Annotated in this window: 14 protein-coding genes; 4 read left to right on the forward strand and 10 right to left on the reverse strand. The window is 56.4% G+C overall.

The window, feature by feature from the left end:
- Positions 1-121 precede the first annotated feature (121 nt).
- The 4 genes from ACN0XZ_RS16960 to ACN0XZ_RS16975 all read left to right on the forward strand — a co-directional run bounded on the left by ACN0XZ_RS16960 (position 122) and on the right by ACN0XZ_RS16975 (position 4,635).
- On the forward strand, positions 122-1,303 hold the full coding sequence (locus ACN0XZ_RS16960) for an NnrS family protein (RefSeq protein ID WP_417458988.1): 1,182 nt from the start codon (positions 122-124) through the stop codon (positions 1,301-1,303).
- A gap of 92 nt (positions 1,304-1,395) precedes the next feature.
- On the forward strand, positions 1,396-2,415 hold the full coding sequence (locus tag ACN0XZ_RS16965) for an NAD-dependent epimerase/dehydratase family protein (RefSeq protein ID WP_417458989.1): 1,020 nt from the start codon (positions 1,396-1,398) through the stop codon (positions 2,413-2,415).
- A gap of 10 nt (positions 2,416-2,425) precedes the next feature.
- On the forward strand, positions 2,426-3,844 hold the full coding sequence (locus tag ACN0XZ_RS16970) for a B12-binding domain-containing radical SAM protein (protein WP_417458990.1): 1,419 nt from the start codon (positions 2,426-2,428) through the stop codon (positions 3,842-3,844).
- Complete coding sequence (locus ACN0XZ_RS16975) at positions 3,841-4,635, forward strand: MBL fold metallo-hydrolase (RefSeq protein WP_417458991.1); 795 nt, start codon at positions 3,841-3,843, stop codon at positions 4,633-4,635. The genes ACN0XZ_RS16970 and ACN0XZ_RS16975 overlap by 4 nt, the downstream gene beginning before the upstream one ends.
- Positions 4,636-4,643: 8 nt before the next feature.
- Here the strand turns inward: ACN0XZ_RS16975 and ubiV are convergent, their stop codons facing one another.
- The 10 genes from ubiV to ACN0XZ_RS17025 form a co-directional block, all read right to left on the reverse strand.
- Entirely contained in the window at positions 4,644-5,555 is a 912-nt protein-coding gene (ubiV, locus tag ACN0XZ_RS16980) for a ubiquinone anaerobic biosynthesis protein UbiV (protein ID WP_417458992.1), read from the reverse strand.
- Complete coding sequence (gene ubiU, locus ACN0XZ_RS16985) at positions 5,546-6,529, reverse strand: ubiquinone anaerobic biosynthesis protein UbiU (protein ID WP_417458993.1); 984 nt, start codon at positions 6,527-6,529, stop codon at positions 5,546-5,548. The genes ubiV and ubiU overlap by 10 nt, the downstream gene beginning before the upstream one ends.
- Positions 6,526-7,248 carry a ubiquinone anaerobic biosynthesis accessory factor UbiT gene (gene ubiT / locus ACN0XZ_RS16990; protein WP_417458995.1) on the reverse strand — a complete coding sequence of 241 codons (723 nt, stop codon included), beginning with the start codon at positions 7,246-7,248 and terminating at the stop codon, positions 6,526-6,528. The genes ubiU and ubiT overlap by 4 nt, the downstream gene beginning before the upstream one ends.
- A gap of 193 nt (positions 7,249-7,441) precedes the next feature.
- Positions 7,442-8,134: a NapC/NirT family cytochrome c gene (locus tag ACN0XZ_RS16995; protein ID WP_417459037.1), complete on the reverse strand. Its 693-nt coding sequence runs from the start codon at positions 8,132-8,134 to the stop codon at positions 7,442-7,444.
- Positions 8,135-8,137: 3 nt separating this feature from the next.
- The gene (locus ACN0XZ_RS17000) at positions 8,138-8,635 is read right to left on the reverse strand and encodes a nitrate reductase cytochrome c-type subunit (RefSeq protein WP_417458996.1); all 498 of its coding nucleotides are present in this window, start codon (positions 8,633-8,635) and stop codon (positions 8,138-8,140) included.
- Positions 8,605-11,109: a periplasmic nitrate reductase subunit alpha gene (napA, locus tag ACN0XZ_RS17005; protein WP_417458997.1), complete on the reverse strand. Its 2,505-nt coding sequence runs from the start codon at positions 11,107-11,109 to the stop codon at positions 8,605-8,607. Before napA ends, ACN0XZ_RS17000 begins: the two co-directional genes overlap by 31 nt.
- Positions 11,106-11,366, reverse strand: coding sequence for a chaperone NapD (locus ACN0XZ_RS17010; protein ID WP_417458998.1), 261 nt, complete (start codon positions 11,364-11,366; stop codon positions 11,106-11,108). Before ACN0XZ_RS17010 ends, napA begins: the two co-directional genes overlap by 4 nt.
- Positions 11,359-11,667 carry a 4Fe-4S dicluster domain-containing protein gene (locus tag ACN0XZ_RS17015; protein ID WP_417458999.1) on the reverse strand — a complete coding sequence of 103 codons (309 nt, stop codon included), beginning with the start codon at positions 11,665-11,667 and terminating at the stop codon, positions 11,359-11,361. Before ACN0XZ_RS17015 ends, ACN0XZ_RS17010 begins: the two co-directional genes overlap by 8 nt.
- Positions 11,668-11,670: 3 nt before the next feature.
- Positions 11,671-11,865, reverse strand: a complete 195-nt coding sequence (napE, locus tag ACN0XZ_RS17020) for a periplasmic nitrate reductase, NapE protein (RefSeq protein ID WP_417459000.1) — start codon at positions 11,863-11,865, stop codon at positions 11,671-11,673.
- Between the two features lie 224 nt (positions 11,866-12,089).
- Positions 12,090-15,098, reverse strand: a complete 3,009-nt coding sequence (locus ACN0XZ_RS17025) for a hypothetical protein (RefSeq protein ID WP_417459001.1) — start codon at positions 15,096-15,098, stop codon at positions 12,090-12,092.
- Between the last annotated feature and the right edge of the window lie 62 nt (positions 15,099-15,160).

Here is a 15,160-nt window from a genome sequence, read left to right on the forward strand (position 1 = left end):
CACAAGAGTTCCCTCAGGGGTCCGGGTGCGACCATGTTGCATCTGGGCTCCACCCTAGGGATTGTGATAGAACTTTATGAGTGTTTTTGAATGGCAGGGGATACGGTAGAAAGGCTTGAAAGTGGCAAGACAACAGTATCATGGTCCAGCGTTCCTGAGCCACGGCTTCAGGCTATTTTTCCTGATGGCAGGTCTAACCGGTTTCCTCTTGGTACCCGGCTGGCTCTATCTGTTTTTCCACGGCGGGACGTTGCCGTCCGGCATGGTTTCGCTCGATTGGCATATCCATGAGATGATTTTCGGTTATCTGGCCGCAGTCATCGCAGGTTTTCTGCTGACAGCCATTCCCAACTGGACCGGGCGGCTGCCGATCTCGGGTGCTCCGCTTGCATGCCTTGTGTTGCTCTGGTTTTTCGGTCGCGTACTCATGCTCGCCCCGGTGCCTGATCTCGTGCGTGCCGGTGGTGATAGCCTGTTTCTCATTATCATGACTTTTGTCGCTGCGCGGGAAGTGAAGGCGGGCAAGAACTGGCGTAATGCGCCTGTTTGCCTGCTTGTAGGCTTGTTTGCACTTGGGAACATTACCTTCCATGTTGAGCGTCTTGGCATGCTTGACAGTGACGTGGCGGTGCGGGCTGCGCTCTCGGTTATCTCCGTCCTGATCGCGCTTATAGGTGGGCGTATCGTGCCCAGTTTCACCACAAACTGGCTGATAAAGTCAGGAGCGGCAGCACGACCGGTCCCATTCAACAGTTTCGACAAGGCGGTGCTGGCGCTGACCGTGCTCGCGCTCGCCTTTTGGAGCATGGCGCCTGAAGGCACGCCCACAGGTGTGATGCTTATCCTCGCAGGTGCCTTGCAGTTTGTGCGCCTGGCACGCTGGCAAGGTTGGGTGCCTTGGCGCAACGCGCTCGTGCTTGTATTGCATGTGGCGTATCTGTGGCTACCTGTCGGGCTGGTGCTCCTGGGGTTTGCCGCAGCCTTACCAGAGGTCGTGCCGATGCCCTCTGCCGGTATCCATGCGTTGACAGCGGGGCTGATGGGCATGATGACCGTAGCGGTCATGAGTCGAGCCACTCTTGGGCATACCGGACGCGAGCTTGCCGCTGGTGCGGTCGGCTGCTGGCTGTATGTGATCTTGTTTACAGCCGCGTTGCTGCGTGTCGTGGCGTCCCTGATACCAGAATTTTATGCCAGTGGTGTCATGATGTCGGGTGTGCTGTGGTCGCTCGCCTTCCTCATTTTCGTGGTACATTATGGTGCTATGATGCTGACCCCGCGGTTGGTGATAAAAGGGACATGAAAATCACCATCAGTTGATCCAGATCAATCCTGCTTTTCCTTTGCCTCCTATGGTTTGCGACAATCATTCAGATACGCAGACGAGGGAGAAGGATGGAGGCTGTACCACAAGGAAGCAGCGTTGCAGTTACTGGCGCCGGGGGCTTTATCGGCAAACACGTGCTGCAGGCGCTTCTAGAGCGAGGCTACCGGCCGGTTGCCATCCTGCGTCCATCTGCAAGGCTGACACCAGAGCTTGACCGGGTCGTCGTGCGTCATGCCGACGTGACCAACCTGCGCGCGCTTGCTGAAGCGACTGAGGGCGCAGATGCTATTATTCATCTTGCGGGCCTTGTGTCCACGAGTGCCCGGGATAGGGGCGACCTTATTCGCGTGAATGTGGCGGGAGCGAAGAACGCGCTCCAAGTTACCCGGCGGGGCGGTGTGAAACGACTTGTTTTCATGTCTACTACCTCGGCGGTTGGGGCACTTCAGGAGAACACGCCCGAACTTGCGCTTAATGAAAATTCGCCCTTCAATATCCATGAGACGGGGGTGGATTATATCACCGCAAAACGGGTGGCGCACAAGTTAGCACTCAGCGACCGGGCTGCTGGGTTGCCGGTCACGGTCTTGAGCCCGTCCTTTGTGGTTGGCCCTGGCGATAGTTTGCGCAACAGCACACAGCTAATCGACCTTGTGGCGCGAGGACAACTGCCTGTTGTGCCCCATGGTGGCATCAACCCGATTGATGTGCGAGATGTGGCGAATGCGGTGGTTGCTACGCTCGGGCATCATGATCCGGCAGAGCATTATATCCTCGCAGGAAGGCAAAATATCAACCTTTCCAAGTTTGTGGAGCAAGTGGCCAGCGTGACAGGTGCCAGCGCCCCGCGCTGGCGTTTACCCTTTGCACTGACACTTGCTGCCGCTCGTGCTGCAGAAACCATCTTTCCTCACACTGGCGTGACGGCGTCGGCCGTTCGTCTCTCACGCTATTACTGGTATTTCGACAACTGCCGGGCTTGTCGTGATCTGGGACTAGCGCCCCGACCGTTTGGTCAAAGCATAGTCGACACGCTGAATTGGCTGGTTTCTGGCCGTCATGCCGGTTCATCTAGCCGCGCCGCGTAGGAGAGAGATGATGAAGATATTGCTCGTAAATCCGCCATGCGGCACTCGCACCATAGGGCTTAAGAATATTGCCAAAATCGAACCGCTGAACCTTGAGTTGCTCGGCGCTGTGGTCGGCACGCGGTACGAGGTGCGTCTTGTGGACATGGAGGTCGCGCCGAGTGATCTTATGCCCACCTTGCGGGAGTTTATCCCTGACGTTGTCGGCGTCACCTCGGAGGTGGTGCACGTAGACAGCGCTAAGCGGGTGTTGGCGCTTTGCCGTCTCGCGGCGCCACACTGTGTCACGGTAGTGGGTGGGCATCACCCCACCGTCTGGCCGCAGGATTTCCTTGATCCTGTTATTGACCTCGTGGTGCGTGGCGAGGGCACGGAAAGCTTTGCTGAGATATGTGATACGGTTGCAGAAGGTGGGCGCGATTTCAGGCATATTGCCGGTCTGATGATCCGTCAGGGTGAACAACTTGTGCCCACGCGCCCGCGTGGGCTGCCCCGCACGCTTGACCATCAGCCGATGCCGGACCGTAAGCTTACGAGCCGCTACAGGAATAAATATTATTACCTGTGGGAGCGCCGGGTGGCTGCCGTACGCAGTTCGGTGGGCTGCAGTTTCCCCTGTGTCTTCTGTTCGTGCCGGGTCTATTCCCACGGTGGTTTTATCCCGCGTTCGCCCGAACTACTGCTTGAAGAGATATTCGGGCTTGAAGAAGAATTTATCTATCTCTGCGACGATCATGCCTTCCATGACCCGGCGCGGATGTGGGAGCTTGGCGAAAAGCTGTTGAAGAGCGGCGTGAACAAACGCTATTTCACCTATGCGCGGGTCGACTCTATCGTCGAGAATCGTGATTTGTTTGAACTGTGGGCGAAGGTGGGCCTGCAACTTGTAATGTCAGGCCTTGAATCCCTTGACTATGAGGCGTTGAAGCGCACCGGTAAAAGGGTCGAAAAGGGACGGGATGAGGAAGCGCTTGCCATCCTTGCCGATCTTGGTATCGGCATGAGCGCAGGGTTCCTTGTTGAACCGCATTTCGAAGCCGCCGATTTCCAGGCCATTGATGACTATGTGCGCGACCACCCAGCCATAATACTGACCGAGTTCACGCCGCTGACGCCGCTCCCAGGCACTCCGCTATACCGCAAGGTGCAAAAGGACATCGTCTCGCCCGACAGGCAGCTCTATGACCTGCAACATTTCCTACTACCGACTGAAACGCCCCAAAAAAGACTCTATGCGCTTATGCGTAAAGCCTATTCAAGGGTAATTCGTCGCGCAGTTATGCGCATGGGACTGTGGAGGCCGAAAAACTGGTCGTGGCATTACATCCGCATGTTCCGGGGCCTGATACGCAACTACAAGGCGCTTGGAGAGGCGCATACCCATTGCCCGGCACCTGAGATCACGTCTGAACACAGGGATGCCGCATGACAAAGACGATTGGTAACCAAGAGCCTGACATCACCTATCTCGGCTGGTCCGGTTTCCGAATAACTGGGCCAGAGGACAGCGATATCTATATCGATCCACCGAAGGGGACCGTCTTCAAGGATGTGCCTGCGGTGATTTTCATCACCCATGGCCATCCAGAGCATTTGGGTGGCGTGTTGGACCTGCTGCGGCGCGAACGCGCGAGTAGCACGACCATTGTTGCTTCCAGCGTGATGTGCCGCTATCTACGGCGTCAGAATGTCGACCCCGGTGTCCGATTCGAACAGGTCACGGCCGGCAGTACTTTTGCCGACGAGACAGGCGTGTGGGCTGAGGTGTTCGCTTGGCGTCATATGCCACTGCTGCCACCGGGTATCATACCTGCCTGCCGCCATATCTGGCGTCTCCTGCGCGGTTGGCGCAAGACAACCAGTATCATTCGCATGATGCTAATGGGGCCGTGCCGTGCAGGCGAGATGTTGGGTTTTGTACTGACAGTCGGCGACGGTATGCCAGTGATTGCCTTTGGTGAGGGTCTGCACCGCCATACCAGGCCCGGCGAACTGGGCGGCGTTATTGGAGAGCGTATGGAAGCCGTTCTTCTAGTTGCAGTGGAGCCCGAAGATGTTGGCACACTACCGAGCCTTCTTGATGGAAGTGCGGTACGTTCTATCGCGCTCTATGAGCCGCACGGCCGCTGGCGTGACGACTTTGGCATGCCGCACGCCGACCTGCAGGCGCTTGCGAAGGAACTTAGGCAGGGGGGCAAGCAGGTTTGTTGCGTACCTTGATAGCTCGGTTATTCTATGGCACCACGCTGAGTGTGGCCGGGCTGACCGTGGAAAAAACCATTCGAGAACTGGACGTCGGGCAATAGTTCGTCGAGGAGAGCACAGGCTTTTTCCCCTGAAATCCATTCCGCTGCTCGGGCGCGAAAAATGTTGGCTACCTGAGCCATGTTGCCAGTGTGTGGGGACAAGCGGAAATCCCTGATACCCATTTGCATCAGCACCGGCAGTTCGTCCAGCAGGCTGATATATTTGTAGGACAGTGTCTGTAGCCCATTGATGGCGAGAAAGGCCTGACCGTCAAGTGTATCGAGTGTTAGCCCGTCCGGGTCGTTTTCGCAGACATATCGGCAGCCAGACTTCGTCAGGTGGTTCGCGCGTGCATGGAAGCAGCGCGCGGAGATGGCAAGTGGCGCGCGGCCAAAAACCTGCACTTCAAGATCGCCTTTGGCAGTGGTCGCCAGTGCCGCCAGCGTCGACTTTGGTAGCTCGGCATTGAGTGAGGTGCGGGTCGCTCCACCATGTTCGAAATGAGCCAGCGTTTCAGGGTTGTAGATGTTGATGGAGGGACCAAGTGCGTGAGGGCGGTCTTTGAGCAGGCTAATAGTCGACATGTCGTTGGCCTCGATCAGATATTCTTCGGCGAGCGTCAGGGTTTCCTCCACGCTCGCCATGTCTTTGCCGTCCATCACCAGTTGAAGGCCCGAGAGAATCACCTGTTTGCCCGCCGATCTCAGCCGGTGGATGATTTCTTCATAATGCACTAGGTGGAAAGGTCGGCGTTTTGCGCAGACAACTTCGCCGAGATAGACGATGTCGATATCAGCCTCATCGGCAATACGAAAATAAAAATCCCTGAATGTATCGACCGGCCAGTTGAAAAGCAGTGGCCCGAGGGACAGTCTGAAAGTTTCTACAGCCATTTTTTCCCGTAAGCTCCCGTAGTGGTGATGTTGCCCTCCGAGATGGTGGCAAGGTTGGCGCTCGGCGCACTTGTGCCGATGGTGTCGATGGCGCTGCGAAAGCCCGACACCACCTGCCGCACATAGGCCTTGCTACGTTGTCTTCCTTCGATCTTGAGGGCGCGGACACCCGCCTTCACAAGGCTTGGCAGGATAGAACGAATATCAAGGCTCGTGGGCTCTTCGAAGATGTAGCCGTGTGCACCCGATACCTGGAACCGTCCCTTGCAAAGAGTGGGGTAACCTGCCTGTTCGTTGTCATTGAAGCGGTTGATGGTAAAGCCGCCAAGTCGGCTGGTCAGACCGTCCTTTTCGCGTACATAGTCTACATGGCTCGCGGGCGAACAAACGCCATTCCGATTGGGAGACTGTCCGGTCGCGTAGGAAGAAAGTGTGCAACGTCCCTCAGCCATCGGGCACATGCCGCCAAAGGCGAAAACTTCCGTCTCGACATTGATCTGTTGATTGAGTTTGGCGATCTCTGGTACCGTCAGGACGCGCGGCAGCACCACCCGGCGCACGTCGAATGTTTCTGAGTAATAATTAATTGCCGCAGCGTTCGAGGCTGATGCCTGCACAGAAAGGTGTAGCCGTAGGTCCGGGTATTGCTCCCGTGCGTAGGCCAGAAGACCGATATCTGCGAGGATGATGGCGTCCACACCAAGTTCGCTGGCGTATGCTATGGCGCGATGCCAAGGGGTTGGGTCGATCGCGTCCGCATAGGTGTTTACCGCCAGTAGCACCTTCCGTCCCGCCTTGTGTGCATATGCTATAGCCCCTTCAAGCTCCGCGACCGAAAAGTTCAACCCTGGGAAGTTGCGGGCATTGGTCTCATCCCGGAAACCGAGGTAGACAGCATCTGCCCCGGCTTCGACTGCGGCGCGAAGCGCAGCCGGGGTGCCAGCGGGACACACAAGTTCAAGTGCTGTGGTCATAAAGGGGCTTTCTCTGTATGCGTAGCGTTGGTGACGGTCGATTTCTTATGGCGGGTCTGAGCTATTCTGACCTGCCTGCGCAGAGAGGCAAGGTCGTCGCTCAACTGGCGAACCTTCGTGTTCAATGCCGCCACTTGCATCATCGGGCGGGCCTGAAACCAGTTCTGTAGCTGTTGGCTATGACATAGCAAGGTACTATGTACCGAACTGCCGAGCTGTATCGTGCGCCGCACTATCGGTTCTGCGGGCCCTAGGAAAGAAAGTAGCTCGGCACGGAAGTCGATTTCCACGCTATCTATGGCGTTCCTGAGCATTAGCAGCGCTTCCGTATCCCCCGTAACCTGGATGTTGCGTGCAAAAAACAGCGCGTCGCCGTCGCTCTTTCCCTCAAGGAGCGCGATGAGCGCACTAATCGGTGCCTCAATCGATACGTGGGCACGTGCTAGGTGGGAGGCTGGCGCGGTTTTTACCCTGAAGCCTCCGGGATTGGCGATTACCATGAAGGCGATGCCGACATCCGTCGCGGCAATTCTGTATAGGGTACCTGGGGTGAGATGGAGGCGGGAAAAGGCGTCTGGATGGCTAGAGATGATGCGGTCAACCACAGCCTGTAGCGCAAGGTCTAGCGGTGTGGCAGGTAGGGCGGCCAGCACCCGCCCTGCAAACAGGCCGATATTTCTTGGCATCTCGCCTAGTATCGGGCTCTGAGATTTCCTCATAACATTTCCCCGTGTGGTTGCCTAACCGAGCTTACACAGGATCCATGACCGGCATTTGATACAAGTCAAATGGCTTTGGGATTAGAGGGAGAGGAGAGGTTATGAGTAGTAGTTGTGAGGATGCTTACACGTATATAGCAGGCTACGGGCAACTTAGTAGCTGCCTATCCAGAGCATCTATGTGTAACTGGAACTAGCTTCGTTTTCCACGTGCCTTAAGCCAGTCCTTCAAGGCTTCAGCGTCAGAAGTTTGGTGTGGTTCTTCACCATGCAAGCCGGGAGGGGCGACCCAGCCAGGGTGTACGCCTTCCATGTTCGGCAGTTCATGAGCGATGCCTTTGTGACAGTCGATGCAGGTCGCTTGCTTAGAGAGAAGGTAGCGGGTGTGAATTTCAGCAGCTCGCGCCGTTTGTCGCGATAGGTCCATTGCCACAGACGAGTGGCAGTTCCGGCACTCGAGGCTGTCATTCGCCTTTAAACGAGCCCACTCACGCTGGGCCAATTCAAGGCGCTTGTCTAAGAATTTTCGGCGGGTGCTGATGGTGCCAAAAATTTTGCCCCAAACCTCCTTTGAAGCCTGCATCTTGCGGGCAATTTTGTCGGTCCAGTTGTGGGGGACGTGGCAGTCCGGGCAGGATGCTCGTACACCGGACCGGTTGGAGAAATGCACGGTCCGGGTCAATTCTTCGTAGACGTTCGTTTCCATCTCGTGGCACGATATGCAGAACTCTTCGGTGTTAGTCACTTCAAGCGCAGTGTTGAATGCGCCCCAGAAAATAACCCCTCCAAGAAAGCCGCCGAGCGTGAGAAAGCCGAGGCTCAACGTTGCTGCCGGTGTGTTGACAAACCGCCAAGTCCGGCGAATGGCGGTTTTGATCGCGTCCAGCACCTAGTTTTCTCCCGAATGTTCGACGCCCATTTCACTCATGTCCTTGAATGTATTACCGATAAGTGGCGGGGTATCAGCCTGAGGGACATGGCAGGCGGTGCAAAAGTAGCGTCGCGGTGACACATCAGCCAGCATTTGGCCCTCTCGATTCATATAGTGAGTGACACTGATCATTGGTGCATTAGAGCCCTGTGTAAACTCCCGTTTGTGGCAGGACATGCAGCGATTGGCATTCACCGAAAGCTGATAGCCTTCGATTGAATGCGGAATAATTGGTGGCTGTTCTGGATAGGCGCGCATCTTGCGCACATCGTCGATCACCCAACGCGGGATGGGCTCGGCTGGCACATTCTCCATCAGGGACTTGGCGCCCGTCAGGTCTGGTACCGCTGTTATCTGGGCCATTGCGGCGGTGCCGAGGGCTACAAGTACGGCAAACACCGTGATGCCGCGTTTGCGCCAACGCATTAGATGACGGCTTCTATTCTGACTGCGCATTTCTTGAAATCCGTTTGTTTTGAGATGGGGTCGGTGGCGTCGAGGGTTACCTTATTGATAAGTTGGCTCGCGTCGAACCATGGAACAAAAATTACGCCGCGTGGCATGCGGTTGCGGCCCTTGGTTTCGATCCGACTCCGGATCTCGCCACGGCGGGAGATGACGCGGACCTCCATGCCTTGATTTAGGCCCCGTCGGCGGGCGTCGTCCGCATTCATGAAACACACTGCGCCGGGGAACGCCCGGTAGAGTTCGGGCACGCGCATGGTCATGGAGCCAGAGTGCCAATGTTCGAGCACGCGGCCTGTTACTAGCCACAAGTCGTATTCTTCATCCGGCGATTCGGCTGGGGGTTCGTATGGTACAGCCAGTATGACTGCCTTGCCGTCAGGGCGACCATAGAATTTCACACCTTCACCAGATTGTACGTAGGGATCATATCCCTCGCGGTAACGCCAGCGAGTTTCCTGTCCGTCTACTACTGGCCAACGAAGACCGCGCTCCTTATGGTAACGATCATAAGGAGCAAGGTCGTGTCCATGGCCGCGACCGAACTCGGCATATTCCTCAAAGAGGCCCTTCTGGATATAGAAGCCAAAATCCTGTGCCTCGTTATTTGCATAGTCTGGGTCGGTCTCGCTCAAAGGGAAACGATTAACCTTGCCATTCTGAAAAAGAACTTCAAACAGCGTACGTCCGCGATAGTCCGGATTAGACGTAAGGATTTCCTCGGGCCATACCTCGTCAGTCTTGAAGCGCTTTGAAAATTCGGCCAACTGCCACAAGTCGGAACGTGCTTCGCCTTTCGCCTGCACCAATTGGTGCCAGACATGGGTGCGACGTTCGGCATTGCCGTAAGCGCCTTCCTTCTCCACCCACATTGCAGCCGGTAAAATTACATCCGCCGCCATCGTTGTAACGGTGGGATAGGCGTCTGAAACGACGATGAAGTTATCGGGGTTGCGGTAGCCCGGGTAAGTCTCCTGGCTGTTATTGGGTGCAGCTTGTAGGTTATTGTTAACCTGAACCCAGTAGAAATTGAGCTTGCCATCCTTGAGCATGCGGTCCTGTTGCACGGCGTGATAGCCGGGCTTTTCAGGCAACAACCCTTCGGGCAGGCGCCATATTTCCTCAGCATGGTGACGATGCTTGGGGTTGGTCACTACCATATCAGCAGGCAGCCGGTGAGCGAAGGTGCCTACTTCACGCGCGGTTCCGCAGGCTGAGGGCTGGCCGGTCAAGGAAAAGGGGCTGTTGCCGGGCTCCGATATCTTACCGGTCAGTAGGTGGATATTATAAACCATATGATTGGCCCACACGCCACGTACATGCTGGTTGAACCCCATGGTCCAAAGCGACATCACTTTGGTATCAGGATTGGCGTAAAGCTCCGCCAGCTCTACGAGGAAATCAGGATCAGCCCCGGAAATTTCAGCTGCTTTTTCGAGTGTATAGTCCGCGACAAAAGTCTTGAACTCCTCGAAATCTATTGGCTCCATCCGTCCAGCATCTGCCGCGCCGCTAGCCTTCATTTGCAGTTCATGCTCGTCTCTCAAGCCATAGCCGATGTCGGTTATGCCGCGCATGAAGGTAGTGTGCGCGCTCACGAATTTCTCGTTCACCTTACCAGTTTGTATAATGTGGTTTGCGATATAGTTCAGGATGGCAAGGTCACTGCCGGGCTTGAAAATGATCGGGATATCAGCAAGGTCCATCGACCGATGGGTGTATGTAGATAGAACCGCGCAACGCACGTGTGGATGGCCAAGCCGGCGATCCGCAACCCTGGTCCAGAGAATAGGATGCATCTCCGCCATGTTTGAGCCCCACAGCACGAAAGCATCCGCGTGCTCGAAGTCATCGTAGCAACCCATCGGTTCGTCCATGCCGAAAGTGCGCATAAATGCGGTAGCAGCGGATGCCATACAATGGCGCGCGTTGGGGTCCAAGTTGTTGGAACGGAAACCAGCACGCATAAGTTTGGAGGCAGCGTAGCCCTCAAAAATAGTCCACTGACCGGAGCCGAACATACCGATGGCGGTCGGTCCCTTTTCACGCAGTGTCTGCTTGCATTTTTCGGCCATGACGTCGAAAGCCTCATCCCAAGTGACTGGCTCGAACTCGCCCTGTTTGTCGTAAACACCGCCGCGCTTCCGCATCAGCGGTGTGGTCAACCGGTCGCGGCCATACATGATCTTGGATAGGAAGTATCCCTTGATGCAATTCAGCCCCCGGTTCACCTCTGCTTGCATGTCACCGTGGGTGGCGACAACCTGCCCCTCTTTGACACCGACCATCACGCCACAGCCCGTACCGCAAAACCGACATGGCGCTTTTGACCATTTGATGCCGAGGGCACTAACACCACCTGGCACCGGTTGTGCGCTAACTGGTAGTGTTATGCCTGCGGCTGCGGCGGCCACGGCCGCCGCCTGTGCTTTGAGGACGTCACGCCGGGTCAGTTCGGCAGTCATAATTGGTTCTCCTCGAGTTGCTCGACGTGTTCAAAAACCATGTTTGCTGTGATGACGCCGGGAATTAGCGCGATCGAGGCAAGCCGATCCCCGAGATCGCGGGTGCTGCGGCCTTCCATCACAAGAACGATACGCCCTCCTTCGTGTGCATGAACCTCTGTCTCGGCAAAATCCGTGATCGCTTTGATTACGGGCTCCACGCGGTCTGGCCGCGCAAGTACGACAGCACTCGAGATGTGATGCAAGGCCTCAGGCATTGAAAGTCTCTTTCTGTGTCGGCGGAATGGTAATGGCGGCGACCGGACAAACTGGCACGCAGTCACCGCAGTGGGTGCAAAGGGTATTCGATAACTCGGGAATGCTCACGCCGCCGGGCCGCAAGCGGAACTTGATGGCATCCTCGGCACAGTGATCTCGACACGCCATACATGTAATACCTGTGCGAGCCAAGCAATTGTCCGCGATCTCGATTTGCCGCGAGTGTGTGTCAGCTTTCTGGCTTGATTCGCGCCAGCGGCCACGCAAAAAATGTCGGCGATCTAGAGCATCATCCTGCATGACCTAACCACCCGGTGGGCCCGGCGGGCCGAACACTATTTGCCACATCCACACAAGAAATCCGAAGCCTCCGACAACTGCGACCGATAGGACCGGCCAGATGCCGAATGCCAGCGCAAGGAATGCCAGCAATTCTATCCGTTTGCGGGTTCCAGCGGTTTGGGAGGTATCGATCTTTGTATCTGTATTTTTAGGCATGTGTCTCTCTTGAAAAGGAAGTACACACTCAGAACTTACGCGATACAGTAATATGCAGAAGCTAGCACACCGTTCGGCATGTCTCAACTTCTGGTAATCACGCTCTTACAAGAACCCCGGCCTTTGTTGTTCTGAAGGGAATCTCTTCACTAATATTGGCGGACGCACTGAATTGCGGGTTCTCGCACCTTGTGGGACTATGACGTTGATGCGGGTGCCACAACTTATTTCCCCATTCGGCGCTGGAACTCCGCCCTTGCTTTGGGTTCACAGTCTTTTCGCTGCTCGTCATTCGCAGCCCAACTGCAATAGCGGCGCACAAAATCATCCAGATTGTTGGCCTGATGCAGGTTGCTAGCAACAGCCACTCCCTGCTTGCCCATGGCCAGACATTCTGCGGCTTGCACCTGAGCACCCTGCGCGCGAAGGTCGTTACACATCTGCGCGAAGATATCGATCTGCTTGTCATTGAGCGTCACTCGTGACGCTGCCTTGTCAAGCCGCTCCTGATCAATGTCGTAGGACCGGTCAAAACCGCTGCTGCCGGTCTGCTGCCTGGACTGACCATACTGGTTGTACTGCTGGCGTTTGGCGTTGCCTTCGTCAAGGCTGTCAACCCAGTTCACCACGTTGCCGCTCCCGCGTGAGCGTTGCTGTTCGGCTTGCTGGGCCAGTTGCTGGTTGCTGATACCATAGGCGCCGATGCCGGACTGGTTCATTAGTTGCGCAGCTGTCGGGCGGTTCTTATATCGCTGGTTCATGTCGCTCACGAGATTGTCGAACTTCTGGTTGTTGGCGGCGATTTGCGCGTCAACCCGTGCATCATAGGCCTGCATCGACTGCATGGTGCTGGCGATGCCGCCCGCCAGAGCCTGCATGCTGGCCTGGAACTGGGCGCGCTCCTGTTCCTTGCGGCGCTCTTCCTCGGCGCGCGCCTGTGCGGCTTCAGCGAACTGTTGCTGCATCATACCTTCATTCTGGGCCTTCTCGTATTCCGCCATCTGCTTGAGCCGCTGGCGGATAGCATATTCCTCTTCTGGGCTGCGGTCGTTCTGAACCACCCGGATAGGCGCATCGGTCCCACCAGCATCAGCGTCGTAGGCCCATGGATCATCCGCAGGAACTGGTTTTTCCCTTTCATCCGGCTCATCCACTGCTTTCTCGGCTTCCGCCAGCAGCGCCCCGCCCGGGCGGAAAGCAATATCCTGAAACGGCGCGCGGCCTGCGTCCATATTGGACCGGACTTGCGCATAGACATCGCCGAATTTCGCCCCCTCCGGCAACTGAACCTTTCCTTGCTGCACATTGTCGATCAACACGCGCCTTATAGCGGCATCCCGCTCTTGCGCACCAGATGCAGCGTCCTGTCCGGCAAAGAAGGTGGTACGCATTTGCGCCTCAACCATGTCATTGATGGTGCGCCCATCCTTCGATACCGGCAATTTTCCCAGAAGCTCGCCAGTCATCCAGCCCATATCGAAAGCACCTGAAAGCTGGCCATATCCGGGTATCAGCTTCTCCATCACCTTGTCCTTGGCGTGATTATACAGCTCTTCCCCAACCATATCTTTGGTGTTTTCCCATGCCTTCGCATAGTTACCGTCATAAAGTTCCTTGCCGATCTTGTCGGTAACCTCACGGGCTTTTTGCAGCTTGTCCCAATAGTCCATGCCCTTCATGCCCGTACCAAACACCTTGTCCGCGCCGCGGTTCAGGCGCGTGCGAGCGGTCGTCCCCCCGTCCGTGCCAGAGAAGTCATGATCGCTGCTCATGGAGGCAGGGCCAACTGCCACATTGTCGTTCGCCGCCGACGGCTTCATGAAGTCGGGATCGAGCCCTTCTTTGCCCGGCACCTGCTCGTTCGCCAGTACCGCGCTATCGCTGACGGCAACGCCAAGCGCCGCGTTGGCGTCAATCGTTGCCTGATGCCGCATGAAGCTGTCCTGCACCTGCCGGGTCTTCTCCGCCGCGTCAGCTTCAAGTGCTTCCCTTCTGGCAGACAGTTCCTGTATCCGCGCCTCCCGGTCGACCGAAAGTTCGTCACCATCACCGGCTGCGCGGATAGCATCTATCTCGCTGGCCAGAGCGCGGCTGTCCGCCTTCGCTTTTTCGGCCTCCACGATCATAGCTGCGCGCTCCTGCACTGCCTCCGTGTCCATTTGCCGGACAATGGTATCCGTCACCTCATTTTGCACATTAATAAGAGCCTTGAGCTTCTCATCGCTGTTGATGCCAAGGCTCGACGGATCATGTCGGCGCTTCATGCGCCGCATCATGGCTTCATACTCCGCCCCCGACATGTCTTTGGTTTCCTCGTGCCTGTCGAGCGCTTGCCGGACCGGGTGGGCCGGATCATCCATATCAGGCGGCAATTTACCTTTCCATTTGTCGAGCAGCTTGCGGTTGGACTTCACGTAGCGCTGCCAGGCATCCGCGTTGGCGCCTTCGACCCCCGCGAGTGTCGGGTTCTCCAGAGCCCGCATCTCAGCCGCCTTATTGAGCTGGTCCTGTCCAAACACGGCATTCTTGCCTGGCTGTCCATCTGCCATACTCTGGCTGGTGAAGGTTTCCTTGTTGGTCGCCATAGCCCGCAGCTTGTCCTTGTAAAGCTGTGACCCCGGCGGCGCTTTCTCAAGCTCCATATCGCGGTTGAGCGTCATGTTGAGCGCTTCGATATCGACAGTGCTGCCCCCGTTCTTGTCAGCGGTTTCAAAACCTAGGGTGCGAGCGATCTCAGCAACCCTGTCCGCTTCCTGACTGGTCGCCGAATAGTCATGGTCTGATGCCCAGCCCGAGTTTTCACGGCTGTTTGCATCTGTACCGTCTGACGATGAGATACCGTCTTTGTTCAAGGGATCGGCTGCTGCCTTGACAATTTCTTCCACCAAGGGCCTTCGCTGCTTTTCCACAAGTTTTCTGCTTTCAAAGATATAGCTGACTTCAGCCCGGTAAAGCTGCTCCGCCCTGACATGGTCTGGCAAGCTCTTGTCTGCGCGAAGGTCCGCTTTACGCTGGTCGCGCACTTGTTTCAGTTCCTCGTTTTTACTGGCAGCTTCCCTATATTCCTTGTACCTGTCCCAAAGCCTTTCCTGCACCTCTGGCGGCAGTGAGGCAAATACCTCGCTTGTTATTGTTGTTGACGGCTCCGCCTGTTGGGCGGCGACCGAAAGCGGTAGCGCCGCCGCCCACAGGGTTAAGGCGAACAGCGATAAAAGTCGGGTAAGTTTTTTCATCTGTCTCTGCTCCTTCCCCTTATCGGGCCCATTGTCGGGTCAGCTATGCACACTCGACCTTC

This window comes from Kordiimonas sp. (genome assembly GCF_048264555.1).
Taxonomy (GTDB): domain Bacteria; phylum Pseudomonadota; class Alphaproteobacteria; order Sphingomonadales; family Kordiimonadaceae; genus Kordiimonas.

Bases quoted from the DNA above. Each gene is read 5' to 3' on its own strand.
- ACN0XZ_RS17000 (WP_417458996.1), bottom strand. From the start codon at position 8,635: ATGCGCAGTCAGAATAGAAGCCGTCATCTAATGCGTTGGCGCAAACGC.
- napA (WP_417458997.1), bottom strand. From the start codon at position 11,109: ATGACTGCCGAACTGACCCGGCGTGACGTCCTCAAAGCACAGGCGGCG.
- ubiT (WP_417458995.1), bottom strand. From the start codon at position 7,248: ATGAGGAAATCTCAGAGCCCGATACTAGGCGAGATGCCAAGAAATATC.
- napE (WP_417459000.1), bottom strand. From the start codon at position 11,865: ATGCCTAAAAATACAGATACAAAGATCGATACCTCCCAAACCGCTGGA.
- ACN0XZ_RS16965 (WP_417458989.1), top strand. From the start codon at position 1,396: ATGGAGGCTGTACCACAAGGAAGCAGCGTTGCAGTTACTGGCGCCGGG.
- ACN0XZ_RS17015 (WP_417458999.1), bottom strand. From the start codon at position 11,667: ATGCAGGATGATGCTCTAGATCGCCGACATTTTTTGCGTGGCCGCTGG.
- ACN0XZ_RS16975 (WP_417458991.1), top strand. From the start codon at position 3,841: ATGACAAAGACGATTGGTAACCAAGAGCCTGACATCACCTATCTCGGC.
- ubiU (WP_417458993.1), bottom strand. From the start codon at position 6,529: ATGACCACAGCACTTGAACTTGTGTGTCCCGCTGGCACCCCGGCTGCG.
- ubiV (WP_417458992.1), bottom strand. From the start codon at position 5,555: ATGGCTGTAGAAACTTTCAGACTGTCCCTCGGGCCACTGCTTTTCAAC.
- ACN0XZ_RS17025 (WP_417459001.1), bottom strand. From the start codon at position 15,098: ATGAAAAAACTTACCCGACTTTTATCGCTGTTCGCCTTAACCCTGTGG.
- ACN0XZ_RS17010 (WP_417458998.1), bottom strand. From the start codon at position 11,366: ATGCCTGAGGCCTTGCATCACATCTCGAGTGCTGTCGTACTTGCGCGG.
- ACN0XZ_RS16970 (WP_417458990.1), top strand. From the start codon at position 2,426: ATGAAGATATTGCTCGTAAATCCGCCATGCGGCACTCGCACCATAGGG.